At 60.0% G+C, this 24,574-nt stretch carries 24 protein-coding genes; 11 read left to right on the top strand and 13 right to left on the bottom strand.

The window, feature by feature from the left end; translation table 11 throughout:
• Window positions 1–100: 100 nt before the first annotated feature.
• On the bottom strand, window positions 101–1,633 hold the full coding sequence (locus tag CRP02_RS15185; RefSeq protein ID WP_179784032.1) for an MDR family MFS transporter: 1,533 nt from the start codon (window positions 1,631–1,633) through the stop codon (window positions 101–103).
• Window positions 1,634–1,774: 141 nt separating this feature from the next.
• Between CRP02_RS15185 and CRP02_RS15180 the strand changes: the two genes are divergently transcribed.
• Together CRP02_RS15180 and CRP02_RS15175 are read left to right on the top strand one after the other, a co-directional pair.
• On the top strand, window positions 1,775–2,290 hold the full coding sequence (locus CRP02_RS15180) for a MarR family winged helix-turn-helix transcriptional regulator (protein ID WP_003511890.1): 516 nt from the start codon (window positions 1,775–1,777) through the stop codon (window positions 2,288–2,290).
• 81 nt (window positions 2,291–2,371) lie between these two features.
• Entirely contained in the window at window positions 2,372–3,031 is a 660-nt protein-coding gene (locus tag CRP02_RS15175) for a glutathione S-transferase family protein (protein WP_003511889.1), read from the top strand.
• A gap of 98 nt (window positions 3,032–3,129) precedes the next feature.
• Here the strand turns inward: CRP02_RS15175 and CRP02_RS15170 are convergent, their stop codons facing one another.
• Both CRP02_RS15170 and CRP02_RS15165 read right to left on the bottom strand, forming a co-directional pair.
• A complete protein-coding gene (locus CRP02_RS15170) occupies window positions 3,130–3,750 on the bottom strand; it encodes a glutathione S-transferase family protein (RefSeq protein WP_097171618.1) in 621 nt (206 codons plus the stop codon).
• 244 nt (window positions 3,751–3,994) lie between these two features.
• Window positions 3,995–4,987, bottom strand: a complete 993-nt coding sequence (locus CRP02_RS15165) for an asparaginase (RefSeq protein ID WP_097171617.1) — start codon at window positions 4,985–4,987, stop codon at window positions 3,995–3,997.
• A 73-nt stretch (window positions 4,988–5,060) separates the two neighbouring features.
• On the opposite strand from CRP02_RS15165, the gene CRP02_RS15160 reads away from it, so the two are divergent.
• Window positions 5,061–5,813 (top strand): DUF3750 domain-containing protein, encoded by a 753-nt coding sequence (locus CRP02_RS15160; protein ID WP_003511884.1) that lies wholly within the window; start codon window positions 5,061–5,063, stop codon window positions 5,811–5,813.
• Between the two features lie 7 nt (window positions 5,814–5,820).
• On the opposite strand, the gene CRP02_RS15155 is transcribed toward CRP02_RS15160, so the two are convergent.
• Window positions 5,821–7,164 (bottom strand): chloride channel protein, encoded by a 1,344-nt coding sequence (locus CRP02_RS15155; RefSeq protein ID WP_179784031.1) that lies wholly within the window; start codon window positions 7,162–7,164, stop codon window positions 5,821–5,823.
• A 147-nt stretch (window positions 7,165–7,311) separates the two neighbouring features.
• Between CRP02_RS15155 and CRP02_RS15150 the strand changes: the two genes are divergently transcribed.
• A complete protein-coding gene (locus tag CRP02_RS15150; RefSeq protein ID WP_097171616.1) occupies window positions 7,312–7,602 on the top strand; it encodes a YlcI/YnfO family protein in 291 nt (96 codons plus the stop codon).
• Window positions 7,599–7,898 carry a type II toxin-antitoxin system RelE/ParE family toxin gene (locus CRP02_RS15145; RefSeq protein WP_097171615.1) on the top strand — a complete coding sequence of 100 codons (300 nt, stop codon included), beginning with the start codon at window positions 7,599–7,601 and terminating at the stop codon, window positions 7,896–7,898. The genes CRP02_RS15150 and CRP02_RS15145 overlap by 4 nt, the downstream gene beginning before the upstream one ends.
• Before the next feature lie 3 nt (window positions 7,899–7,901).
• Here CRP02_RS15145 and betA read toward each other — a convergent pair whose 3' ends face one another.
• The 3 genes from betA to betI form a co-directional block, all read right to left on the bottom strand.
• Entirely contained in the window at window positions 7,902–9,551 is a 1,650-nt protein-coding gene (betA, locus tag CRP02_RS15140) for a choline dehydrogenase (RefSeq protein WP_097171614.1), read from the bottom strand.
• A 226-nt stretch (window positions 9,552–9,777) separates the two neighbouring features.
• Window positions 9,778–11,259, bottom strand: coding sequence for a betaine-aldehyde dehydrogenase (betB, locus tag CRP02_RS15135; protein ID WP_097171613.1), 1,482 nt, complete (start codon window positions 11,257–11,259; stop codon window positions 9,778–9,780).
• 11 nt (window positions 11,260–11,270) lie between these two features.
• Complete coding sequence (betI, locus tag CRP02_RS15130; RefSeq protein ID WP_003511878.1) at window positions 11,271–11,891, bottom strand: transcriptional regulator BetI; 621 nt, start codon at window positions 11,889–11,891, stop codon at window positions 11,271–11,273.
• A 345-nt stretch (window positions 11,892–12,236) separates the two neighbouring features.
• Between betI and CRP02_RS15125 the strand changes: the two genes are divergently transcribed.
• From CRP02_RS15125 to CRP02_RS15115, 3 genes are all read left to right on the top strand, one after another.
• Window positions 12,237–12,476 carry a type II toxin-antitoxin system ParD family antitoxin gene (locus CRP02_RS15125; protein ID WP_097172789.1) on the top strand — a complete coding sequence of 80 codons (240 nt, stop codon included), beginning with the start codon at window positions 12,237–12,239 and terminating at the stop codon, window positions 12,474–12,476.
• A 182-nt stretch (window positions 12,477–12,658) separates the two neighbouring features.
• On the top strand, window positions 12,659–14,461 hold the full coding sequence (locus CRP02_RS15120) for a GGDEF domain-containing protein (protein WP_097171612.1): 1,803 nt from the start codon (window positions 12,659–12,661) through the stop codon (window positions 14,459–14,461).
• An 88-nt stretch (window positions 14,462–14,549) separates the two neighbouring features.
• Entirely contained in the window at window positions 14,550–15,563 is a 1,014-nt protein-coding gene (locus CRP02_RS15115; protein WP_179784030.1) for an NAD(P)H-quinone oxidoreductase, read from the top strand.
• 564 nt (window positions 15,564–16,127) lie between these two features.
• On the opposite strand, the gene CRP02_RS15105 is transcribed toward CRP02_RS15115, so the two are convergent.
• The 5 genes from CRP02_RS15105 to CRP02_RS15085 form a co-directional block, all read right to left on the bottom strand.
• On the bottom strand, window positions 16,128–17,168 hold the full coding sequence (locus tag CRP02_RS15105; protein ID WP_003511873.1) for a sulfate/molybdate ABC transporter ATP-binding protein: 1,041 nt from the start codon (window positions 17,166–17,168) through the stop codon (window positions 16,128–16,130).
• Window positions 17,169–17,179: 11 nt separating this feature from the next.
• Entirely contained in the window at window positions 17,180–18,049 is an 870-nt protein-coding gene (cysW, locus tag CRP02_RS15100; protein WP_003511871.1) for a sulfate ABC transporter permease subunit CysW, read from the bottom strand.
• Complete coding sequence (gene cysT, locus CRP02_RS15095; protein ID WP_097101801.1) at window positions 18,042–18,899, bottom strand: sulfate ABC transporter permease subunit CysT; 858 nt, start codon at window positions 18,897–18,899, stop codon at window positions 18,042–18,044. The genes cysW and cysT overlap by 8 nt, the downstream gene beginning before the upstream one ends.
• 201 nt (window positions 18,900–19,100) lie before the next feature.
• Window positions 19,101–20,126 (bottom strand): sulfate ABC transporter substrate-binding protein, encoded by a 1,026-nt coding sequence (locus tag CRP02_RS15090; RefSeq protein ID WP_003511869.1) that lies wholly within the window; start codon window positions 20,124–20,126, stop codon window positions 19,101–19,103.
• A 245-nt stretch (window positions 20,127–20,371) separates the two neighbouring features.
• A complete protein-coding gene (locus tag CRP02_RS15085; protein WP_025592702.1) occupies window positions 20,372–20,812 on the bottom strand; it encodes an RrF2 family transcriptional regulator in 441 nt (146 codons plus the stop codon).
• Window positions 20,813–21,016: 204 nt separating this feature from the next.
• Between CRP02_RS15085 and CRP02_RS15080 the strand changes: the two genes are divergently transcribed.
• Genes CRP02_RS15080 through cysN form a run of 3 tightly spaced genes read left to right on the top strand, consistent with a single transcriptional unit; the run spans window position 21,017 to window position 24,261 of the window.
• Complete coding sequence (locus CRP02_RS15080; protein ID WP_179784029.1) at window positions 21,017–21,799, top strand: phosphoadenylyl-sulfate reductase; 783 nt, start codon at window positions 21,017–21,019, stop codon at window positions 21,797–21,799.
• 27 nt (window positions 21,800–21,826) lie between these two features.
• The gene (gene cysD / locus CRP02_RS15075; protein ID WP_097171610.1) at window positions 21,827–22,780 is read left to right on the top strand and encodes a sulfate adenylyltransferase subunit CysD; all 954 of its coding nucleotides are present in this window, start codon (window positions 21,827–21,829) and stop codon (window positions 22,778–22,780) included.
• Window positions 22,780–24,261 (top strand): sulfate adenylyltransferase subunit CysN, encoded by a 1,482-nt coding sequence (gene cysN / locus CRP02_RS15070; protein ID WP_003511861.1) that lies wholly within the window; start codon window positions 22,780–22,782, stop codon window positions 24,259–24,261. The genes cysD and cysN overlap by 1 nt, the downstream gene beginning before the upstream one ends.
• 78 nt (window positions 24,262–24,339) lie before the next feature.
• Here cysN and CRP02_RS15065 read toward each other — a convergent pair whose 3' ends face one another.
• A complete protein-coding gene (locus CRP02_RS15065) occupies window positions 24,340–24,567 on the bottom strand; it encodes a hypothetical protein (RefSeq protein WP_097171609.1) in 228 nt (75 codons plus the stop codon).
• Window positions 24,568–24,574 lie beyond the last annotated feature (7 nt).

Here is a 24,574-nt window from a genome sequence, read left to right as displayed (position 1 = left end):
CCATCCCTCATCCTTGTGCTTCTCACAGGGATGCGGGAAGAGCAAGTTGCCGGAGGAAGGCACAGCTCGAGTCACCGCGCCTTACAAGGACAGCCGCTCCCTACTCCCCCGCACTTTCCGCCGGCTTGGCCGCCTGTGCTGCGGCTGGCAACCGGACCGGTTTCAGCATCAGTGCTGCGGCAAGGCCGATGGCAGCGGTTGCGGCGGCTGCGAAGAACAGCGGCGTGAAGGCATCCGAATAGAGCGAGGCAACGGCGGCCTGGGATGCGGCGGGCAGTTCGGAGAGCATTTTCGGCGTCAATTCCTCGATCCTTCCGACACCCGGAATGGTCACGGCAACGCCCTTGAGGCTGGAAGTGACGATCGCGCCATAGACCGAGATGGCGATTGCTGCGCCGCCCATGCGGGTGAGCGTCACCGCGCCGCTTGCGGCACCGATATCGGCCTTCGGCGCGGAATTCTGCACGCCGATAATCGGCGCCTGCTGGCCGAGGCCGACGGCGAAACCCTGCGCCAGCATGAGAATCGCAATCAGCCAAAGCGGCGTTCCCGCATGCATCTGCGTGAAGAGCAGCATGGCGATGACATTGATGGTGAGCCCGGCCACCGAAAACGGCTTGTAGACGCCGGTGATCGAGATCAACCGCCCGGCAGACAGTGAACCCATGACGATGCCGCCGGTGACGGCGATGAAGAACAGGCCGGCATGGGATGGGGAAAGCCCGGTCGTGGTCTGCAGGAACAGCGCGTAATAATTGACCATGCCGATGCCAATGCCGCCGCTGGTCAATGAAACGATCATCAACAGCGGAAAGGTGCTGTCCTTGAAGAGCCTGAGCGGCACCACGGGTTCCGGCGCGCGACGTTCCACCTGCACCCAGAGGAAGGCGGCGATGACGGCGAAAGCGATAATGCCGAGGCTGGGACCGGCGAAAAGCGAACCGAACAATTCGCTGCTGTCGGCCCAGAAGACGACGCTTGCGATCGTCGCTGCCAGCAGGACGGCGCCGAGATAGTCGATCTTCGGCTGACGCGCGGGACGGCGGTAGGGCAGCAGGAAAATCAGGCCGGTGATGACGATAAGCCCGAGTGGCAGGTTGATGAGGAAGATCGACCGCCAGCCGAACAGATCGCTCATCGTGCCGCCGAGAATGGGCCCGACGCTGCCCGAGGCCATGATGGTGAGGCTGGAATAGCTCTGGTAACGGGCTCTTTCACGCGGTTCGAACAGATCCGCATTGACGGAGAAGATCGACACCATGATGCCGCCGCCGCCAAGGCCCTGAAGCACGCGGGCCGCGATCAGGCTATCCATCGACCAGGCCAGCCCGCAGGCGAGCGAGCCGAGAGTGAAGATGATAACCGCCGCGATCATCACGTATTTTCGCCCGAACAGGTCTCCGAGCTTGCCATAAACAGGCATGACCGCGCTGGTTGCCAGAAGATAGGCCGAGCCGATCCAGCCGAAACGCTCCAGCGCGCCGAACTCGCCGACGATGGTGGGCAGCGCTGTCGAGACGATCTGGTTGTCGAGGGTAGCCATGAACATGGCCAGCATCAGAAACAGGAAAACGATGAGCCTACGCCGGTGATCCGACACAAGCGGCGCCACGGGGGCAAGGGACATATCCATGAAAAATCTCGTTGAGTTTCGGCAATTTTGCTGCGACAATTTGTGTGCTATTAGCATATATATGTCAATGGCAAGTTTTTGACATCCATGATATTGGCGCTAAATGTGATCGCAAATCGGGATTGAAAGGAACGGCTGAGCGTGTCGACTGAGGAAGACTGGAACGAGGATCTGCCCGAAGACATCAAGCGCATCGGCAATACGATGACGCGCATGCGCATCATGATCGGACGGCGCATCATCGGGCGCATGGCGCTTGCCAAGGTGGCTCCGGGTCTCGAACTCTCCCATATCGACGTTCTCGATATATTGCGCCGTGCGGACGGCGATGTCACCGTTGGTGCCATTGCCGAGGGCATGCGCATCGACCCCTCGCGCGGTAGCCGGGTGGTGGCGGATATGGTCGGGCGCGGCCTGTTGAAACGCGGCGTCTCGCAGGAAGATGCCCGCCGCAGCATCGTTGAGATCACACCACTTGGCACCAGTCTGCTGCAGGAAATGCGCCGGACCAAGATGAGCGTCATCCAGGACGTGATGGATGGATGGCCGGAGGAGGATGTCGAGACATTCGCCCGGCTTTTCGATCGGTTCATCGACCGTTTCGAGGCCCGGCTGTCACCGGATACGGACCTCCTGACGGATCAGAAAAAATCATAGTTGACCCTGACATCCACAACTTCACTTTAAAAGGATGAGACCTTAACGTGCCGCCATCGAAAAGGTAAAAGGGTGACTTCGATGTTGACGATCTATGGTGTCTACCGTTCCCGCGCCACGCGCACGCTCTGGCTTGCCGGGGAACTGGGCATGGAATTCAAGCACGTGCCTGTCGTGCAGGCCCGCCGCGTTGCCGATCCCCTGGCCGCAGATGCGCCGCTCAACACGCTGTCCCCCGCGTTTCTGGCGATCAATCCGATGGGCACCATCCCCTGCATCGAAGATGACGGCATGGTGCTTTATGAATCCATGGCCATCAACCTTTATCTCGTCCGCAAATATGGCGGACCGCTCGCACCGGTCGACCTGAAGGAAGATGCGGCGATGCTGCAATGGTCGTTCTTTGCCGCGACCGAAATCGAAACCAATTCGCTGAAGATTTCCTCCGCCATCGCCGAAGGGCTCTCAGAAAGCGATGCCGGCAAAGCGGTGATCGATGTCGCCGCGCGCCTCTTGAGGCGGCCCTTCCGGGTGCTGGAGCAACATCTTGCCAGCCACGATTATCTGGTAGGCGACCGTTTCACCGTCGCCGATCTCAACGTGGCGGAAATCGTCCGTTACGCGCAGGGCCACCAGCCGCTGTTTGACGCCCATCCGGCGCTGAAAGCCTGGCTGGAGCGCTGCCAGGCCCGCACGGCATTCAAGTCCATGTGGGACAGCCGGGCCGCCGAGGCGGCGTGAACGAAGGCACTAGCTGGGGATAGTTGGCAGACCTCTCTCCGCAATCGACGTCATCCTCGGGCCTGTCCCGAGGATGACGAAGCAAGCTTTTTAGCACATCACCCCTTCTCACCCGCCAGCGCCCGCTGCACGGCCGGGCGATCGTTCATGCGCCTGAAGTGATCATGCACCTTCGGGAAACGGGCAATGTCCACGCCGTCGCTTTCCAGCCAGCCGGACATGACGAATAGATAGGGATCGGCGACCGAATAGGCGGTGCCCAAGACCCATGGGCCGTGCAGCATGCCGTGCTCGATCAGTTCGAAACAATCGGTCATGGTCTGTGGCACCTTCGCTTTCATATCTGCCAGAGAACTATCCTCGCTCGCCCAGCGGCTGCCGCGCCGGCCATGCGCATGGGCAACATGCACCGTGGAGGAAATGAAGGCGTTGAAGGCTTGCATCAGGGCGAATTCGAAGGGATCGTCGAGTGGGGCGAGTTTCTTCTCCGGCGCCATCTGGGCAATAAAGGCAAGGATGGCAGGCGTTTCCGTCAGCACCCCGCTTGCTGTTGCAAGCGCCGGCACGCGGCCTTTCGGGTTGATCTTCAGGAATGCCTCGGAGCGCTGCTCGCCCTCGGCGAAGTTGACGCGATGGGCCGTGTAAGGCAGGCCGGATTCCTCAAGCACGATATGGCTGGCGCGGGAGCAGGAACCGGGGGAGAAAAACAGTGTGAACATGGATATGCAACCTCCAGGGCAATGAGGGGCGCCCACCTCCTCGCGTGCGGACGCCAGCCCCTGCGGCGGCGATCTGGCAGACCATCACATGCAAGGGCAAACCATCATCCTGCCGGCAGCGGGCCGCGTCAAAGGTTATTTCTGAAGCGCGTCGCGTTTAACCGAAGGCATGTCGCGCGCCTTATTTTTTGTCTTTACGCATGTTCCGGACGTAAAGCCGCTGCGCAGTTTTACTGGAGATGCTCTAGAGGCCGACGACGCGGATATCGCCGACATGGATGCCGTTCCAGTTGCGCATCTGCCGGTTTGCCATGGCAAGCAGCGCTTCGTTCTCGGCGCCATCGAAGTATTTCGCCAGCATGGCGGCAATCATCGCTTCGGCCGCACGCGCCGTGCCGTCCTCGCATTTCACCGCCATGGCGATGCCCTTTTCCGGCAGGGCGGCCACGAACACGCCTTCCGCACCGGTCTTGGCGAAAATCCTGCCCGGCGCGATCTGCATCAGCCTGGTGCAGGTGCGGCCGGTGCCCGCTACGTAAAAGGGTTCCGCCATGCAGGCGTCAAAGAGCCGGCGGGAGGCTTGCGCGCGCCCGGCCTCAAGCCCCCTGCCCGTCGCCATCTTGGCAAAACCATGCGCCAGACCCTTAAGCGGCACGGCATAAGTGGGGATCGAGCAACCGTCCACGCCGCAATTGTCATGGCCAAGCGTCACACCCGTCAGGCTTTCCATCGTCGCGCGGATTTCCCGCTGCAAGGGGTGGTCGTAACCGACATAGCGCTTGGGGTCGGTGCCTGTGTGGCAGCAGGCGCAGATGAAGCCGGAGTGCTTGCCGGAGCAATTATTGTGAAGCGCCGTCGGCTTTTCCAGCGTGCGGGCCTGATGGATGATGGTCTTCTGGTCGGAAGACCAGTGCGCGCCGCATTCGAGTGTATCGACATCCCTGCCCGCCCTCGCGAGCATGGAGGCGGCGAGCGCCGCGTGTTCGTCCTCGCCGGAATGGGAAGAGCAGGCAAGCGCCAGTTCGCGATTGCCGAAGCCATAGGCATCCGCCGCGCCGCTTTCCACCAGCGGCAGCGCCTGCATGGCCTTGCAGGCCGAACGCGGGAAGACGCCACGCTCGACATCACCTGCCGAAAATACCACGCCGCCATCGCCATCCACCACCACGGCAAGACCCTGGTGGCGGCTTTCGACCAGACTGCCCCTGAGGACTTCGACGGTAACGGAATTGTTCATTTTTGCGGCCTCAAAAAGTTCTGATTTTATGTCGTTGATAGCGCAATTGATTTTTCGATGCACGGGGCTATCAGTGAAATTTGCAAAACGTCTGCTGCTGGCGATTGCCATCATCTATCTGCTACCAGCTCTGGCATCGGCGGGGTTGTGGGCTATGCGTGATCACCCGCAGGGCTGGCGTGACGCGCGCTGGTCTTCCTCCGGCACCCTGCCGCAAGCCGGTGCCGACCGGCAGGCGGCGGTTTACGTTTTTTCCGCCATGACCGGTGGCTTTAAAGGCTCCGTCGCCAGCCATGCCTGGATCGTGCTGAAAAAGCCGGGCGCGACGGCCTACGATCGCTACGACAAGGTGGGCTGGGGAATGCCGATACGCCACAATGGCTATCCGGCGGATGCCTATTGGTATTCCAACACGCCGCGTCAGGTGGTGGCCATTCATGGGGCGGCAGCGGAAAAACTGATCCCGAAGATCGAACAGGCGATTGCCGATTATCCCTATGGCAAACCGGGCGGCTATCGTATCTATCCCGGTCCCAACTCCAACACTTTCGTTGCCCATGTGCTGCGCAGCGTGCCGGAGCTCGGTGTGGTTCTGCCATCAGACGCGGTGGGCCGCGACTATCTGCCCAACGGCGCGTTTTACCACGTCGCCGACGACTGGAAGGATGCGAGCCTATCGCTTGGCGGGTTGTTCGGCATTTCGGCGGGCGCACGCAGCGGCTTCGAGGTCAATTTCCTCGGCCTGGTCGCGGGTTTCGATTTCAGCCGGCCCGGCGTGAAGATACCGGGACTTGGCTATTTCGGAGTGGCGGGTATCCGCGCTTAAAGTCGGGTCAGGTCTCAGCGGCGTGTGCTGCGCGTTTTGCGCGGATGCTCTGGGCGATAAAAACACGCGACAGGCCGTGATAGAGCGGCTCCCGGGAGAACAGCCGGGAGGTTAGATATCCCAGCATCGATGCCACCATGATGGGGATGACGCCGTCATGATTGCCGGTCATTTCGAGGATGATTACGAAAGCCGTCATGGGGGCCTGCACCACGCCCGCGAAATATCCCGCCATGCCGACAATGGCGCCAAGGCCGATGCTCGTACCCAGCAAAGTCGCCATCGTACTGCCAAAGCCCGCGCCCACGGACAGCGACGGCGCGAATATACCGCCCGGAATGCCCGACATCATCGCCAGAAACGTGGCCGCCAGCTTTTCGATGAAGAAGAAGGCCGGTGCGGCCTGACCCTCGATTGCGGCGCGCGCCTGTTCGTAACCCGTTCCGAAGGTTGCGCCATCAGTTGCAATGCCGATCACGGCGGAGGCAAGGCCGCAGGCAGCGGCAAACGCCAGCATCCGCCTTGACGGCATGGCCTGGGCGAAGCGCCGGATACGCGCTGACAGGCGCAGCGCCCCCGCGCTGAACAGCGCGCCGATCGCACCGCCGCCAATGCCGCAGACCAGCACGAGCAGCCAGTCCATCATGGTCTTTGCCATGACGGAACTGGTGCCAAAATAAGTATAGCTGCCGACCAGCGCCAGCGAGGCAAGGCCGGACAGGATGACGGCGGTAAGGACGAGGCCGTTTGCCCGGGATTCGTAGGTCTTGCTCATTTCCTCGATGGCAAACACGATGCCGGCCAGCGGTGTGTTGAACGCTGCCGCAATACCCGCCGCTGATCCGGCAAGAATAAGACCCTTTGCCTGTGCCATGCCGCCCCAGCGCGCCGCCTGAAGCATGATCGAGGCTCCGACCTGCACGGTTGGTCCCTCTCTCCCGATCGACGCACCGGACAAAAGCCCGACGACCGTCAGCACGACCTTGCCGAAAGCGAGTTTCAGCGACAGGAGCCGCGAACGATCCGCGTCGTCACGCAGGTGCCGCGCGGCGATGGCCTGGGGAATACCGCTGCCGCCAGCATTGGGAAAAACCGTCAATGCCAGCCAGGCGCACAGCGTGAAACCGAGCGGCGTCACGACAAGCGGCAGCAGAAACGCCCATTCGCCGGAAGATGTTGCCGAGAAGAAAAGATGCTGGGCGCGATCCGCCGCCCAGGCAAACCCGACGCTGATGATGCCGACTGCAAGCGCGCCGATCCAGAATACTGCTCTCGGCTTCCACACCCGCCAGGAGCCCCAGACGACACGGGAACGGCGCAGCATTTTCAGCTTCTTGTAGTCGACAGGCATGGCGGTCCAGGTCGGTGGTTTTGGTATTTAGCAGACAGGAAACCCGTTTATCTGCCTCAAGGCCCGCGATTGCAAGGTTTTGCATTTGACTTATCACCACCGATGTCCAATCTTATGCATCGCAATTGCAACGCAAGGAGACGATCCATGAAAACGGCAACGATCCCTTCGCTGCGGGTGACGGCGGATTTTCGCGAGGCAGCCGAAAGCGTGCTGAAGGACGGCGAGACACTTTCGTCCTTCGTTGAGGATTCCGTGCGCAGACAGGTGGAGATTCGCAAATCGCAGGCGGAGTTCATTGCGCGCGGGTTGGCGTCGCTTGAAAAGGCGGAACGCACGGGGGTCTATTATAACACCGACGACGTTCTTTCGATGATGCAAAAAAAGCTAAATGCCGCGAAGGCTGCGAAGTCTGCGAAGTCTGCGAAGCAGAAATGACATATTCGCTTCGCTACACTGAAGAAGCGTTAGGTGATTTCGACCGAATCTACGACTTTCTGATCGCTTATGACATCGATGTTGCAGAACAGGCGATCCACGCGATTAGAACCGGATTGCAGCTTCTGACGGATTTTGCATTCAGTTGCCGCAAGGCGTCTGCGGAAAACAGCCTGGTACGCGAACTGTTAGTGCCGTTCGGCTCATCCGGCTACATTGTGCTGTTCCGCATCGACGGCCCCGAAACCGTCACCATCGCCGCCGTCCGCCACCAGCGCGAGGACGATTACCATTGATCCTCACCGGTCGCTGACGGCCGCGCGCGGGTTCGTCCATGGCTCCTGATTGGAACGCGGCAGCGGGGTTTTGCCGAGAATATGATCCGCCGCCTTTTCGCCGGTCATGATCGACGGGCCATTCAGGTTACCATAGGTCACATGCGGAAAGATCGAGCTGTCGGCGACCCGCAGCCCCTCCACGCCGATCACCCGGCATTCGGGATCAACGACCGCCATGGGGTCGTTCCTGTCGCCCATCCGGCAGGTGCCGCAGGGGTGATAGGCGCTTTCCAGATGTTCGCGCAGGAAGGCGTCGATCTGTTCGTCCGTCTCCACCTTTTCGCCCGGCTGGATTTCCGGCCCGCGAAAATCGTCGAAGGCTTTCTGGCCGAAAATCTCGCGCGTGAGGCGCACGCAATGGCGGAATTTTTCCCAGTCTTCCGGGTGGCTCATATAGTTGAAGCGGATGACCGGGTCGTCATGCGGATCGGCGGAACGCAGCGTGACATTGCCGCGAGATTTCGACAGGTTGTAACCCACATGCGCCTGAAAACCATGGCTTTTCGCAGCCGCCTTGCCATCATAGGAGATGGCGACGGGCAGGAAATGATACTGGATGTCAGGCTGTTTCAGGCCGGGTGCGGAACGCAGGAAGGCGCAGGCCTCGAACTGGTTGGAGGCCCCTAACCCGCCTTTCGACAGCAGCCATTGCGCACCCGCGACCCCCTGCCAGAACCAAGGCAGCCAGGAGTAAAGCGACACCGGCTTGGTGGAGACCTGCTGGAAATAAAACTCCATATGGTCCTGAAGGTTTGCGCCCACACCCGGCCGATCCGCCTTAACCTCTATGCCCATGTCTTTCAGATGAGCGGCAGGCCCGATGCCCGAAAGCATCAGCAATTTCGGCGAATTGAAAGACGATGCCGAGACGATGACCTCACGATTGGCCCTGATGGTTTCCACCCCGCCCCTGCGCTCGATTTCGACGCCGACGGCACGGCCGTTCTCGATGACGACCTTGCGGGCGAAGCCATTGACCAGCGTGACATTACCGCGCTTCAGCGCCGGCTTCAGATAAGCATTGGCGGCGGACCAGCGGCGGCCATTATGGATGGTCTGCTCCATCAGGCCGAAACCTTCCTGTTTGGAGCCGTTATAGTCGTCTGTCAGCTCGAAGCCTGCCTGCGCGCCAGCCTGAATGAAGGCGTGGAACAGCGGATTACTGACAGGCCCGCGCTGAACATGCAGCGGCCCATCCGTGCCGCGCCACCCCTCTTCGCCGCCATGGCTGTGTTCCATGCGCTTGAAATAAGGCAGCACATCCGCATAGGCCCAGCCCTGCGCGCCCAGTTCCTCCCAGCGGTTGAAATCCTCGGCATGGCCGCGCACGTAAACAAGGCCGTTGATGGAGGACGAACCGCCGATAACCTTACCGCGCGGGGCGGTGATGCGGCGGTTGTCGAGGTTCGGTTCGGGTTCGGAGAGATAGCCCCAATTGTAGCGCTTCATGCTCATCGGCCAGGCAAGTGCGGCCGGCATCTGGATGAAAGGCCCGAAATCCGAGCCGCCCGCCTCGATGACAATCACCGAATAACGGCCGTCCTCCGACAGGCGATAGGCGATGGCGGAGCCTGCGGAACCGGAACCGACGATGACGTAATCTGCGTGCATAATTTGCTCTCCAATGAGCGTTGGTTCCGATTGACTGTCAGCGGGCGGGTTTACCCCCCTCTGTCCTGCCGGACATCTCCCCCTCAAGGGGGGAGATCGGCAAGACGCACTACCGCAACTTCATTCTCAAACACCGAGATGGGTGAGACCTTGCCGCAGGTCGATCTCCCCCCTTGAGGGGGAGATGCCCGGCAGGGCAGAGGGGGTGAAGCCCCACGCACAACCATCAATAAGGCGCGTCCACCTTCCCCGTGCTCACATAAACCGTCTTCAGCTCGCTATAATGCTCCAGCGCCGCCGCCGAATTCTCGCGCCCGAAACCGGACTGCTTGGAGCCGCCGAATGGGATTTCCACCGGGCAGAGATTGTAGGTGTTGATCCACAGCGTGCCCGCCTCCAGCTGGTCGACCACACGATGGGCGCGGGCGAGATCGGCGGTAAAGACGCCGCCGGCAAGGCCGAATTCGGTGGCGTTGGCGCGAGCGATAACCTCGTCCTCATCGTCGAAATCCAGCACACACATGACCGGTCCGAAGATTTCCTCGCGCGCGATGGTCATGCCATCAGTCACATCGGCAAACACAGTCGGCTGCACATAAGCGCCCTCGCCTGCAACATTGTTGGGAATGCCGCCGCCGGTTACGAGCGTCGCACCCTCCGCCTTGCCCTTTTCGATATAGCCAAGCACCTTTTCCTGCTGGGCTTTGGAGACCAGCGGGCCAAGATGGGTGGCGTAATCCAGGGGGTCGCCGAGGATCATCGCCTCAGTGCGGCGCTTCAGGTTTTCGAGGAAGCGGTCCTTCGCCTTTTTCTGCACGAAAACGCGGGTACCGTTGGAGCAGACCTGACCGGAAGAATAGAAATTGCCGAGCATGGCGCCGCCGACAGCGCTTTCGATATCGGCATCGTCAAACACGATCAGCGGCGATTTGCCACCGAGTTCCATCGTCACATGCTTCAGATGCCCGGCGGCGGCGGCGGCCACCTTGCGGCCGGTCGGTACAGAGCCGGTGAGCGAAACCTTGGCAACATCGGGGTGGTTGACGAGCAGCGGGCCCGTGTCGCGATCGCCCTGGATGACGTTGAACAGACCTTTCGGCAGACCGGCTTCGATTAGGATTTCCGCGATCTTCAAAGCGCCGAGCGGGGTGTTTTCCGATGGCTTGAAGACCATGGCATTGCCGGCGACGAGCGCCGGGGCCGCCTTCCAGCAGGCGATCTGCTGTGGATAGTTCCATGCGCCGATGCCGACACAGACGCCGAGCGGCACGCGCTTGGTATAGGCGAAATCGCCGCCGAGCGGGATGTAGTTGCCATTCAGCGCGGAAGGCGCGATACCGCCGAAAAATTCGAAGGCATCGGCACCTGAGGTCGGGTCGGCGACGATGGTTTCCTGGATCGGCTTGCCGGTATCCAGCGTCTCGAGCGTGGAGAGCGCCTCGTTGCGTTCACGCATGATATCGGCGGCGCGTTTCAATATACGCCCGCGCGCCATGGGGCTCATCGCCGCCCATTCCTTCTGGGCGCGTTTGGCCGATGCAATGGCGCGCTCGACAATCGCCGGCGTTGCCGCATGCAGCCTTGCGATGACCTCGCCGGTTGCCGGAAAGACGCTTTCGAAAAGCGTGCCGGCATTGTCTTCGACATACTCACCGTCAATGAAATGCGAGGCTTTGGGCTGCGCCCGGAGAGACGTCGCGATAGTCATGTCGAATACTCCTAGAGAATGCGGACGGACGGCTTCGGGCGCTGTCCATCAGGATATGGTTTGAGCTGCAAGTCGAAATAGTCCTCGACAAGGGCCGGCGCTGAGGCGAGCCCAAGCGGGGCCGAACGCAGGCTGTGCCTGATGTAAAGCCCGTCGATAAGGGCTGCGGCCCCTTCCGCAATGCGCGCGGCGTCATCGGGCGGGCATAGCCGGTTCAGGCTTGCCATTAGGTTCGAGCGCAGGCGACGGGAATAGAGCACCAGCAGGCGGCGGGTTTCTTCCGAGCGCTGCGCCTCGACATAAAAGGCAAGCCATGCCGCCACCGTCTCGGGCGTGAACTGGTCACTCTGGAAAGAGACGTGAACGATGGCGCTCAGCCGTTCGCGCGGGCCATTGGCGCGGGTCAGCGCCGCCACCGCATCGCGCCTCAGATCCCGCAGCAGGCTGCGAATGGTTTCCAGAAGAAGCTGCTGCTTGCTGCCGAAATAATGATGCGCAAGCGCCGGCGATACGCCCGCTTCCCTGGCAATATCCGACATTGTCACATTCAGCGAACCATGGTGGCCTATGGTGCGTAACGCCGCATCCACAAGCGCCTTGCGGCGCAAAGGCTCCATTCCGATCTTGGGCATAAGGGTCTCCTTGATGGCGGGCAAAATATTCTTGATTGATCAATCAATCAATAAAAAACGCGCCATTTCATGTCGCTGATTTGCCATGGATCAAAGAAACCCGGGCAAGGCCGGATAAGACTAGCCGCTCCATGCTGAGGAGCCGCTCACAGGGGAAAAACTAAACCGTGATATACTGCAAATTGGGAATGGAACACGTTTCGTGCTAATATGCAGAGTGATACAAATTTCGTTGGAAGCGGCGCCAGACGAAAGCTGAAAAAACGCCCGCAAGACCGCGATCCCAATCAGGTCCCGGCACGGACCGGAGATGCCTTCGCAACGGTTGAACAAGGGAGTGATATCATGCCAATGGTAACAGTATCGATTTCCCCGGAACAGGCAGCAAGAATGCGCGAGGCCGTGAATAGCGGCGCCTACGCATCCGGCAGCGAGGTCGTAAGGGCCGCGCTGAGACTATGGGCGGCCTCCGCTGCCGCAACCGGCGCAGATACAGAGGCTGCAGCGCCTATCGAGGCGGATCGCGAACGCCTGAATGTTGCGGAACTTTACGCCGCTCACACCGGCCATGTGCGCCGGGCCTGAGGGCCTGCCAGATACCCCTGGCTATTGAGGGGCCCGTGACAAAACCTTCATTAAAGCTTCACAGTCGTGAAAGCTTTTGTTGACCTGTAATCTGCGATTGTCTGCTGAAAAGAGACAAGTTCCCGTGTGTGCATTTGACTTGTCATGCCACCAACGGGAACTGGCAATAGCGGAGAACAGAAATGCCGGCCGTAACGCTGGAGAACGATGTCATAAGGCGGTTTGCCTCCGGGCACATGTTTCCCATGGCGAAGCTTGTGCTTGAAACCGCGTTTCAGCCGATCGTCGAGGCGACGACGGGCACGATTTTCGGATATGAATCACTGATGCGCGGACATGACCGGCTTGGGTTTTCCAATCCGCTCGCGCTTCTCGACCAGGCTGCCGAGGATGGCGAGCTGAAGGCCTTCGAGCAGATGCTGGCGAGCCGGGCGCTCGCGAAATTCTCCACCCTGGCGGATTTTTCCACCACCACCCTCTTCCTCAATCTCGATGTAAGGCTTATCCCGCACGGGGATGCCATTCTCGACAAGCTCGTTGGCCATCTGGCGCGGGCGGGCATTCCGGCCTCCTCCATCTGCTTTGAACTTTCCGAACGTTTCGACAATACCAGCGTGCCGGAGTTCAAGGCGCTGATCGCCCGCATGCGCAAGGAAGGTTTCAAGCTGGCGATCGACGATTTCGGCGCCGGTCACGGCGAGATGAAGCTTCTATGCGACTATCCGCTTGATTACCTGAAGATCGACCGGCATTTCATCAGCGGTGTCGATCATCTTCCGCGCAAGCAGCATCTGGTGCGCAACATCGTCAACATCGCCCATGTTCTCGGCGTTCGGGTCATTGCGGAAGGCATCGAAACCGAAGCGGAATTTCTCACCTGCCGCGAATATGGCGTCGATCTGGTGCAGGGCTGGCTGATCGCCAAGCCGACGGTTTTCACCAGCGAACTTCCCGAGAGCTTTCCGCACCTCAACCGCATGGGCGTGGCGCGGCGCAACAGCCAGTCGCTGGACGAAATCCTCATCCGTCGCGAAATAGAGCGTCTTCCCACAGTCTATGAGCATGACAGCGTCGACAGCGTCTTCGAATTGTTCCGCAGAAACCCGCAGCAGGCGTTTTTCCCTGTCCTCAACGCCAATGGGGAACCGCGCGGCGTCATCAACGAATATCACCTCAAGGAATACATCTACCGGCCTTTCGGCCGCGATCTCCTCAAGAACAAGATCTACGAGCGCACCATTTCCCACTTTGTCGATCCCGCGCCGATCGTGGGTCTCGACGCCGATGCCGATCAACTGATGAACATGTTCGCCAGTATGGGCGGCAGCGCCTGCATCATCCTGACCGAAAACATGCGTTACGCCGGCATCGTCTCAGCCGCATCGCTCATCAAGGTCATCAATGAAAAACAGCTCAAGATGGCGCAGGACCAGAACCCGCTGACGGCGCTGCCGGGCAACCGCGCCATCGGCGGCTTCATTGCCGACAGCTGCGGCGATGGCGATGAGACCCGTTTCTTCTGCTATTGCGATTTCGACAATTTCAAACCCTTCAACGATAAATACGGCTTCAATGCCGGCGACCACGCCATCACCCTGTTTTCCGCACTGATGCGTCGCTACTTTTTCGCCGGCGACTGCTTTCTCGGCCATATCGGCGGCGACGACTTCTTCGTCGGCGTGCGTGACTGGGCGGTGGAGGAACTGACGGAAATCCTCGAGCGGCTGCTCAGCGATTTTCACGGTGAAGTAGCCGAACTCTATTCGCCAGAGGACCGTCAGGCCGGTCGCATGGTCGGGCTGGACCGTCGCGGCAATGAGCGGGATTTTGCCCTGCTGCGTTGCTCCATCGGCGTTCTCACATTGCCAAAAGGGTTGATCATCGCCAATCCCGAGCGCATCGGCAGCGAGATCGCCGGCATCAAGACAGCCGCGAAAGAAAACGAAGGCGGCCTCGTCATCCGGGTGTTCGGGGAGACAAAATGACATCAGCGACAAAGGGCCTCCTTCCCTAAGCGGTACATCTGTCCTAAATCTTCAGGTAACGCCGACAATTGAGGAATTGCCCCTGGCCATGCCCGAAAATGTGACCCTGCCCGAAAAAATGCGCTTCATCGACCTTCCCTCCCATGGTGGCCCGGAGGTGATGCAGCTTTCGCAAGCACCTTTGCCGACCCCCGCCAGAGGCGAACTCCTGGTGAGGGTCGAGGCGGCTGGCGTCAACCGCCCCGATGTCGCGCAGAGGCAGGGCACCTATCCGCCGCCGAAGGATGCAAGCCCGATCCTCGGCCTCGAAATTGCCGGAGAAGTGGTGGCGCTCGGTGAAGGTGTCAGCGAATTCAAACCTGGCGACAAGGTCTGCGCGCTCGCCAATGGCGGCGGTTATGCGCAATATTGCACCGTGCCGGCCGGGCAGGCCCTACCCTTCCCCAAGGGGTACGATGCCGTCAAGGCCGCCGCGCTGCCGGAAACCTTCTTCACCGTCTGGGCCAACCTCTTCCAGATGGCGGGCCTGACCGAAGGCGAAAGCGTGCTCATCCACGGCGGCACCAGCGGCATCGGCACAACCGCCATCCAGCTCGCCAAAGCCTTCGGCGCTGATGTCTATGTGACGGCGGGTTCTGCGGAAAAATGCGAGGCCTGCGTCAAGCTTGGTGCCAAACGGGCCATCAATTACCGCGACGAGGATTTCACCACGGTCATCAAGGCCGAGACCGATGGCAAGGGTGTCGATGTGGTTCTCGACATGATCGGTGCGGCCTATTTCGAAAAGAACATTGCCGCACTCGCCAAGGATGGCTGTCTGTCCATCATCGCCTTTCTGGGCGGCGCCGTGGCTGAAAAGGTCGATCTGCGGCCAATCATGGTCAAACGCCTGACCGTCACCGGCTCCACCATGCGGCCACGTACCGCTGACGAGAAACGCGCCATCCGTGATGAGCTTATCGAACAGGTCTGGCCACTCATCGAAAGCGGCAAGGTTGCGCCTGTCATCAACAAGGTCTTCACGCTGGACGAAGTTGTGGAGGCCCACCGGCTGATGGAAACCAGCAATCATATCGGCAAGATAGTGATGCGGGTGTCCTAATCAGACCTCTTGCATTAATGACGAATCGTACTACCTTCTAGTTATGTTCAACGTATCGGAAGGAGGTGATCCAATGTCTAATGAGATTTCGGTCTCTGGTGCAGGCAATGGAAAGGGTGGGTTTTCGACGGGGCAGCCCTCGGCGTAAAAACCTCTTGCCTTCGGAACGTTGAGAAACAGTCCCGGGTCTGTAAACAGGACCAAGCTCATGGAAGGGTCGCCTCTGGCGACCCTTTTCCGTTTCTGGGGTTATCGGCGCGTTTACCCGGCTCCCTCATCTCTGTGCTTGTCCCAGAGATCCAGCCAGACCAAGTCTTTGGACTGAATGGAGTCTCACCGCCGCGCAGACGCGCGCCGGCTGGCAACCTGTGACGAGCACAGGAATGACGGTGTGTACGCTAGCGTTGCAGACATCTTATACATCCGTCGGACGCGCGCCTGAGTGGCGGAAAGGTTCTTTTCAGCCAAAGGACTTGGGTTGGCTGGATACCGGCTCAAGGCCGGTATGGCGGGGAACTCAGGATAGGCGCAAACCGCCGGCTGCCAATCGCAGCCGCATCTCCCCTACTTCTTGCCAAACACCTTCCACCGGGTCGGGCGAAAGCGCAGTTCGGCACCTACCGCCACGGCGGCGTTGAGCGGCACCTCGATTTCGAGGTGATAGGGGTCATGGCCGTTATTGGCGATGTCGATTTCGGCGATGCGGGTGCCGGCGAGGCGGCGACAGGTGGTAACCTTGCCGTAAAGCGCGTTTTTCTCGTCGGTCAGCACCACATCTTCCGGACGGAAGAACAGCTCGCCCTCACCTGCGCCATTTTCGGCGACGCCGATGCTCTCTCCCTGAAACACCACCTGGCCGTCGCGGATCGTCACCGGCAGGCTGGAGGATTCGCCGATGAAGGAGAAGACGAAGGGGGAATTGGGCGTGTCGTAGACGTCATCCGCCGTACCGACCTGTTCGATCTTGCCCTGGCTCATGACGACGACGCGGTCGGCCAGTTCCAGTGCTTCTTCCTGATCGTGGGTAACGAAGACGGTGGTGTGGCCCGTGCGGTCGTGGAATTCGCGAAGCCAGCGGCGCAATTCCTTGCGCACCTTGGCATCGAGTGCGCCGAAGGGTTCATCGAGCAGCAGCACCTTCGGCTCGATGGCGACTGCGCGGGCCAGTGCCACGCGCTGGCGCTGGCCGCCGGAAAGCTGGGTGGGGTAGCGCTTTTCGAGGCCGGTCAGATGCACCATGTCCAGAAGCTCCGAAACTCGCCTGCGGATTTCCGCTTTCGGTGGGCGGGAGGCGGAAGGGCGCACCTTCAGGCCGAAGGCGATGTTGTCGGCAACCGTCATGTGACGGAACAGGGCGTAGTGCTGAAACACGAAACCGACATTGCGCTCCTGCACCGAGCGGTGCGAGGCATCCTCATCACCGAAGAAGATGCGGCCTTGGGTCGGCTGCTCCAGGCCTGCTATGAGGCGCAGGAGCGTCGTCTTGCCGGAACCGGAGGGACCGAGCAGCGCGATCAGCTCGCCGGAACGAATGTCGAGCGACACGTCGTTCAGCGCCGGAAAGCGATCGAACTGCTTGGTGATGCCGGAAACTTTCACTTCCATGAATATGCCTTTCAATGCTTGCCGGCTGCGTTGCCCGCGCCAAAGCGTATTTCGAGAATGGTTTTGAGAACGAGCGTCACGAGCGCCAGACCAGCCAGCAGCGTCGCCACCGCGAAGGCCGCGCCGATATTGTACTCATTATAGAGTATCTCGACATGCAGCGGCATGGTGTTGGTCTCGCCGCGAATATGGCCTGATACGACAGAGACGGCGCCGAACTCGCCCATGGCGCGGGCGTTGCAGAGCAGCACCCCGTAGAGCAGTCCCCATTTGATATTCGGCAGCGTGACATACCAGAAGGTCTGCCAGCCAGTTGCGCCAAGCGAGATCGCCGCCTCCTCATCGCCATTGCCCTGCTCCTGCATCAGCGGGATCAATTCACGCGCGACGAAGGGAAAGGTGACGAAGATGGTGGCAAGCACGATGCCCGGAACAGCAAAGAGGATTTCGATGCCGTAACTCTTCAGCCATGGCCCCAGCACGCTGTGCGAAGAGAACAGGATGACATAGACCAGACCCGATATGACCGGCGAGATCGAGAACGGCAGGTCGATCAGCGTTATCAGGAACGCCTTGCCCTTGAACTCGAATTTAGCAATCGCCCAGGCGGCAGCGACACCGAAGATAAGGTTGAGCGGAACCGAAATGGCGGCGACAAGCAGCGTCAGACGGATGGCGGAGAGAGCATCCGGCTCGACGATCGCTTCCCAGAAGGCATCGGCGCCTTTGCGAAATGCCTCGAAGAACACCGATACCAGCGGCAGCACGAGGAAAGCCGCAAGGAACAGGAAGGCAATGGCGATCAGCACCAGCCGGGCGGGCAGGCTCTCGCTGGCGGGATCGCGGAACGGTCGGGACGAGGTGCGGGAAGCATCAGACATAACCGTACCTCTTGCGGCTCCAGGCCTGAATGAGATTGATGAGGAACAGCATGGCGAAGGAAATGATCAGCATGATGGTGGCGATGGCCGTCGCGCCCGCATAATTGAACTCCTCCAGCCGGATGACGATGAGGAGTGGTGCGATTTCCGAGACGTAAGGAATATTGCCGGCGATGAAGATGACCGAGCCGTACTCTCCGATACCGCGCGCGAAGGCGAGTGCGAAGCCCGTCAGGATGGCGGGCGTGAGGCTTGGCAGCAGCACCCGGGTGATGGTCTGGAAACGGTTGGCGCCGAGCGTTGCCGCCACCTCCTCTACCTGCCGGTCTATTTCTTCCATGACCGGCTGCACGGTGCGGACCACGAATGGCAGGCCGATGAAGATCAGCGCGATGACGATACCGGTCGGCGTAAACGCGATCTTAATGCCGAAGGGTTCGAACAGCGAGCCGACCCAGCCGCGATTGGCATAAAGCGTGGTGAGCGCGATGCCGGCAACCGCCGTCGGCAGGGCAAAGGGCAGATCCACTATGGCATCAACGAAACGGCGGCCGGGAAAACGATACCGCGTGAGAACCCAGGCGACGATGACGCCAAAAACCGCGTTCACCAGTGCGGCGATGAAGGCGGTGCCGAAACTGACGCGCAGCGCATTCAGCGTACGGCTATCGACAGCGATCGCAATAAAATCTGAAAAACCAAGTTTCGCCGTGGACCAGACGAGGCCGCCGAGCGGAATAAGAATGATGAGAAACAGATAGGCGACCGTGTAACCGAACGTCAGGCCGAAGCCGGGTATCACGCTCGATTGACGCCACTTCCACCTGTTTCCGGATGTATTATTGCTCATCAACGCTCCGGATAATCTTTAGTTTGGCACATTTCCGGACAGAAAACCGGGGTCCACTTTTCCTGGAAATGCTCTCTGGGAGCCGGTGTTCCCCGGCCTTGTTATAAAGGATCGACCGGCACGGTGTCCGGTCGATCGATTTGTCGTTTTTCAAGTTCCCTTAAGCGGGGTGGGCGGATTTGTCTTCAGCCCATCATCCGCTTACTTGGCGGGCTTGTAAATCTGGTCGAAGATGCCGCCGTCACCGAAATGTTCAGGCTGCGCCTTGGCCCAACCGCCAAACTGCGGATCGTCGATGGTGACGAGCTTGATGTCGGGCAGCTGCTTCAGCAGATCCTTGGAGACAACTGCGGGGTTCGAAGGACGATAGAAGTGCTTCGCCGCGATATTCTGACCTTCGTCGGAATAGAGATATTGCAGATAGGCTTCCGCCGCCTTGCGGGTGCCCTTGGCATCGACGTTCGCGTCAACCACGGCGACCGGCGGCTCGGCGAGGATCGAGATCGGCGGCACGATGATGTCGAAGGCATCCGCGCCGAATTCCTGACCGGCCAGATAGGCTTCGTTTTCCCAGGCCAGCAGCACGTCGCCGATCTGGCGCTGCGCAAATGTGACCGTGGAGCCGCGGGCACCGGTATCGAGCACCGGAGCGCGCTTGTAGAGTTCGCCGACATAGGCCTTGATCTTGTCCTGGTCGCCCTTGAACTCTTCATTCGCCCATGCCCAGGCGGCAAGGTAATTCCAGCGTGCGCCACCTGATGTCTTGGGGTTCGGGGTAACGATCTGCACGTCGCCCTTTACCAGATCGCCCCAGTTATGGATGCCCTTCGGGTTGCCCTTGCGGACGAGGAACACGATGGTGGAGGTGTAGGGCGAGGAATTATGCGGCAGGCGGCCGCGCCAGTCCTTGTTGATCTTGCCGGAATTCTGGACGATGGCATCGATATCGCTCTGCAGCGCCAGCGTCACCACATCGGCTTCCAGACCGTCGATGACCGAGCGCGCCTGCTTGCCGGAGCCGCCATGCGACTGCTGGATCGTGACATCCTCACCGGTATCGGCCTTCCACTTCTTGGCGAAGGCTTCGTTGAAATCCTTGTAGAGTTCGCGGGTCGGATCATAGGACACGTTAAGCAGCTTGGTCTGCGCGGCAGCCGAGCCGACACCTCCCAGAGCCAGCGATAGACCGAGAGCGAAAACGCTCAAACCGGACAGAAGCTTGGACATCGGTATTCCCTCCTGATGAAGATGGCTTAACTCTACTGGACCGGTAGAGTTGGTCAATGAGGCCGAATACGATCGAAAAAGTGTTTCCCGAGAGCGTTTCCACGGGCAACAAATACAGCGCAGCATAGGCGAAAGGCGCAACAAGCGTCGTGTAAAACTTTGCTGAATGCAAAACCGTTTCACATTTTTGACGATTTTTTGGCGTTACGGCGAAAAATATTCAGGGGTTTTAGACGATTTTTTCGTCAGGCCGTCAAAAGTTCGGGCACTTCCACACCTGCAACGGCATCCGCAACGGTGGTGTTGAAAAGAATATTGCGGGTGGCATCGGCCACGCGGGCGAAGACGTGGCGTATCTCGCACTGCTTTTCGCCATCGCAATCCTCGCACCGGCGATAGGCGGTCTGCGACAGGCAGGGCAAGGGAGCGAGCGGCCCGTCGATGAGGCGCAGCACCTCGCCGAAGGTGATATCGGCAGCCGGGCGCGCCAGCAAATAACCGCCCTGCTTGCCGCGCCTGCTTTCGACGATGCGTTCCTTCTTCATTTCGAGAAGGATCTGTTCCAGGAATTTTTTCGGAATGGCCTGTTCGCGGGCAATATCGGAAATTTGCACAGGACAGCCGCCGTCGGCCTTTGCCAGCGAAAGAAGCGCCCTCAGCGCATATTTTGCCTTCTGCGAAATCATCGTGAAACCAGTAGAACACAAGCCCGGATACCCGGCAATTCCGGCTTAGCGCAGAAGTTGTCACAATTCAAATCCAAGCTGCAAAGAAGGTGAACGGGCATCTTTTGCTCATAGATCGTGCGCGTGAGGCATTTTTGCTCTGAAGTGCAGCGCACAAAGACTGTCATTTCTGTTCCAGAGGCCCGATTTCAACAATAATCGGCCATGGAAATCCCGGACGTGACAATGACGATCAATTCAGCAAATGCCTCTGCCGATACCGCATCCCTCGACGCCACGCTTGCCGGGCTCGATCTTGCGGGACGACTTTCCTTTATCGCCGGTCTTGGCGGCCGTGCGGTCTTCACCACCAGCCTCGGCATCGAGGATCAAGTCATCACGGCGGCCATCGGCACACACCGGTTGCCGATCGACGTCGTGACGCTGGAAACCGGCCGGCTCTTCAAGGAAACCGTCGATCTCATCGAGGAAACCGAGGAACGCTTCGGCATCGACATCCGCCGCTTTCGGCCCGAACAGGACGATATCGACGCCTATGCCGAAAAATACGGCCTCAACGGTTTTTACGAAAGCATCGAGGCCCGTCACGCCTGCTGTCATGTCAGAAAGCTGATCCCGCTCGGCAAGGCGCTGGAAGGTGCCACCTTCTGGATTACCGGGCTCCGCCGCGGCCAGTCGGGCAATCGTGCGACAACGCCTTTTGCCGAGTTCGATGCTGAGCGTAATCTGATCAAGATCAATGCCTTGGCGGACTGGGACATCGACCAGATCAAGGCCTATGTCGCTTCTGAAAACATTCCCGTCAATCCGTTGCATGCGCGTGGTTACCCCTCCATCGGATGCGAGCCGTGTACACGCGCCATCAAGCCCGGTGAGCCTGAGCGCGCCGGACGATGGTGGTGGGAGAACGACGAGAAGCGCGAATGCGGTCTTCACGTCGCCGGTGCGGACCAGGCGTCCGCCATTTCCGCCATCCCACAACGATAATCATTCAGACCAGTTCCGGAGTTTAAAATGTCCAACGCAGTCCACGAGACGGACAGCAAGAATACTGTCGCATCCAAGCCGCCGCTCGATCCGCATCTGAAGGCGCTTGAAAACGAAGCCATTCATATCTTCCGCGAAGTCGCCGCCGAATTCGACAATCCCGTGATGCTCTATTCCATCGGCAAGGATTCGTCCGTGCTGCTGCACCTGGCGCGCAAGGCATTCTTCCCAGGCCGCGTGCCCTTCCCGCTGATGCACGTCAATACGGGCTGGAAATTCAAGGAAATGATCGAATTCCGCGACAAGATCGTCAAGGAATATGACCTCGATCTCATCTCCTACACAAACCCGCGCGGCGCGAGCGAAAACGTGACGCCCTTCACCCACGGTTCGGCGCTCTACACCGACATCATGAAGACGGAAGCGCTGCGCCAGGCGCTGGACGCCGGTCAGTTCGATGCCGCCTTCGGCGGTGCACGCCGCGACGAGGAAGCGAGCCGCGCCAAGGAGCGCATCTATTCCTTCCGCACGCCGGACCACAAATGGGACCCGCGCAACCAGCGCCCTGAACTGTGGAACATCTATAACGGCATGGTCCGCAAGGGCGAAAGCGTGCGCGCGTTCCCGCTCTCCAACTGGACCGAAGTCGATATCTGGCGTTACATCGAGGCGGAAAACATTCCGCTGGTGCCGCTCTACTACGCTGCCGAGCGCCCCTATATCGAGCGTGACGGCATGATGATCCTTGCCGAAGACGAGCGGCTGGAGTTGCTGCCCGGCGAAGAGATCCAGCACGGCTCGATCCGCTTCCGCACGCTCGGCTGCTTCCCGCTGACCGGCGCGATCCACTCCGAGGCGGCGACGCTTCAGGAGGTCATCGCCGAGCTGGAAATCGCCACCGTTTCCGAGCGGCAGGGCCGCGCCATCGATCGAGACCAGTCCGGCTCGATGGAGAAGAAGAAGCGCGAGGGCTATTTCTGATGACCGCCGCTGCTACCAACACCGCCTCCACGGCCACCATTCTGCCCTTTGCCGAACATTCGAAGGCGACGCGTGATACGCGCCCGCTTCGTCTCATCACCTGCGGCAGCGTGGATGATGGCAAATCGACCCTGATCGGCCGTCTCCTGTGGGACACCAAGGCTGTCAAGGAAGATCAGGCCGCCACCCTGCACCGCGATAGCGGCAAGCAGAACGATCTCGGCCTGCCCGATTTCGCGCTGCTGCTCGACGGGTTGCAGGCAGAGCGCGAACAGGGCATCACCATCGATGTCGCCTATCGCTATTTCTCCACCGACCGGCGCGCCTTCATTGTTGCCGACACGCCCGGCCATGAGCAATATACCCGCAACATGGCGACCGGCGCTTCCACGGCCGATCTCGCCGTGCTTTTGGTCGATGCGCGCACCGGCATTCTGGAACAGACACGCCGACACGCCACCATCGCGGCGCTGATGGGCATCCGGCAATTCGTGCTGGCCATCAACAAGATCGACCTGACGAATTACGACAAGGCAGGTTTTGAACTGATCGCCCACGAATTCCGCGATTTCGCCTCCGACCTCGGCATCAAGCAGATCACAGCCATTCCAATGTCGGCGTTGAAGGGCGAAAACGTCGTGCTATCAGGCAAGGCCTCCATGCCCTGGTACGAAGGCCCGACGCTGGTCGAAACGCTGGAGCTTGCCACGGTGCGCTCGGCGCAATCGGGTGGTTTCCGCTTCCCCGTACAGCGCGTGTCGCGCCCCGGCGAAAGTTTCCGCGGTTATCAGGGCACGGTTGCCGGCGGCTCGGTCAAGCCGGGCGACAGCGTTGTCGTGCTGCCGTCGGGTATGGTCGCGAATGTCAAGCAGATCGTCACTTTCGATCTGGTGCGTAACGCCGCCGTTGCTGGTGACGCAGTCACGCTCGTTCTCGACCGTCAGGTGGACGTCTCGCGCGGCGACATGATCGTGTCCATCGAGGCACAACCGCAGACAGGGCTTGCCTTCGACGCGCAGATCGTGGCGTTGCAGCCGGGTGGCATCGAGGCTGGCAAACGTTACTGGCTGAAAAGCGGCAGCCGCCGCCAGCGCGTCAGCGTGCAGCCGGTCAGCCAGCTCAACCTGAAAGAAGGCGAATGGCAGGCGCACGAGACATCGCTGCCGATGAACGCCATCGGCAAGGTGCGGCTCTCCTTCGACGAGACGGCGATCTTCGATGCCTATGAGCAGAACCGGGCAACCGGCTCCTTTATCCTGATCGACCCCGACACCAACAACACGGTGGCGGGTGGCATGATTGCCGGCAAACGCAGCGTTGGCGCGACGGAAGAACAGGGTGACCGCGTCATTCTCTCCCTGCCTGCCCATCTGGCCGAGAAGCTTCTGGCAAGCGAACTGCTGGCCAAGCACCGCGACGAGATCGACATCCGCCGCACAGATGGCGCGACTGCCTCACGGCTGATCAGCGATCTGGACTGACAGACACGCGCGCACAACAAAAGGCGACCGTCAAAGCGGTCGCCTTTTTCGTTTGAAAGCCTTTGGATCAGGCCTCGTTTAAAACACGAACATGTAAAGCAGAATGATCACAAAAATCGGAACACCCATCGCCCACAGTGCAATACCTTTTAGCATGTTATCCTCCATCGTTGTTGTGGTGGGATAACGGTTGAGGCGCGGTTGCGTTCCCTGCGACTGCGCTGACGACGGCTTCATCGCAGTCGATAACGTCAAACGCATCAAGTTTGCGAAGCTTGGCGGAACCGAGAAGATGGCCAGCGCCATGGGAATG

The organism is Rhizobium sp. AN5 (assembly GCF_900215255.1).
Taxonomy (GTDB): domain Bacteria; phylum Pseudomonadota; class Alphaproteobacteria; order Rhizobiales; family Rhizobiaceae; genus Agrobacterium; species Agrobacterium tumefaciens.
The sequence above is the reverse complement of the archived record's forward strand: the minus strand, read 5'-3'. Positions and strand labels throughout refer to the sequence as shown.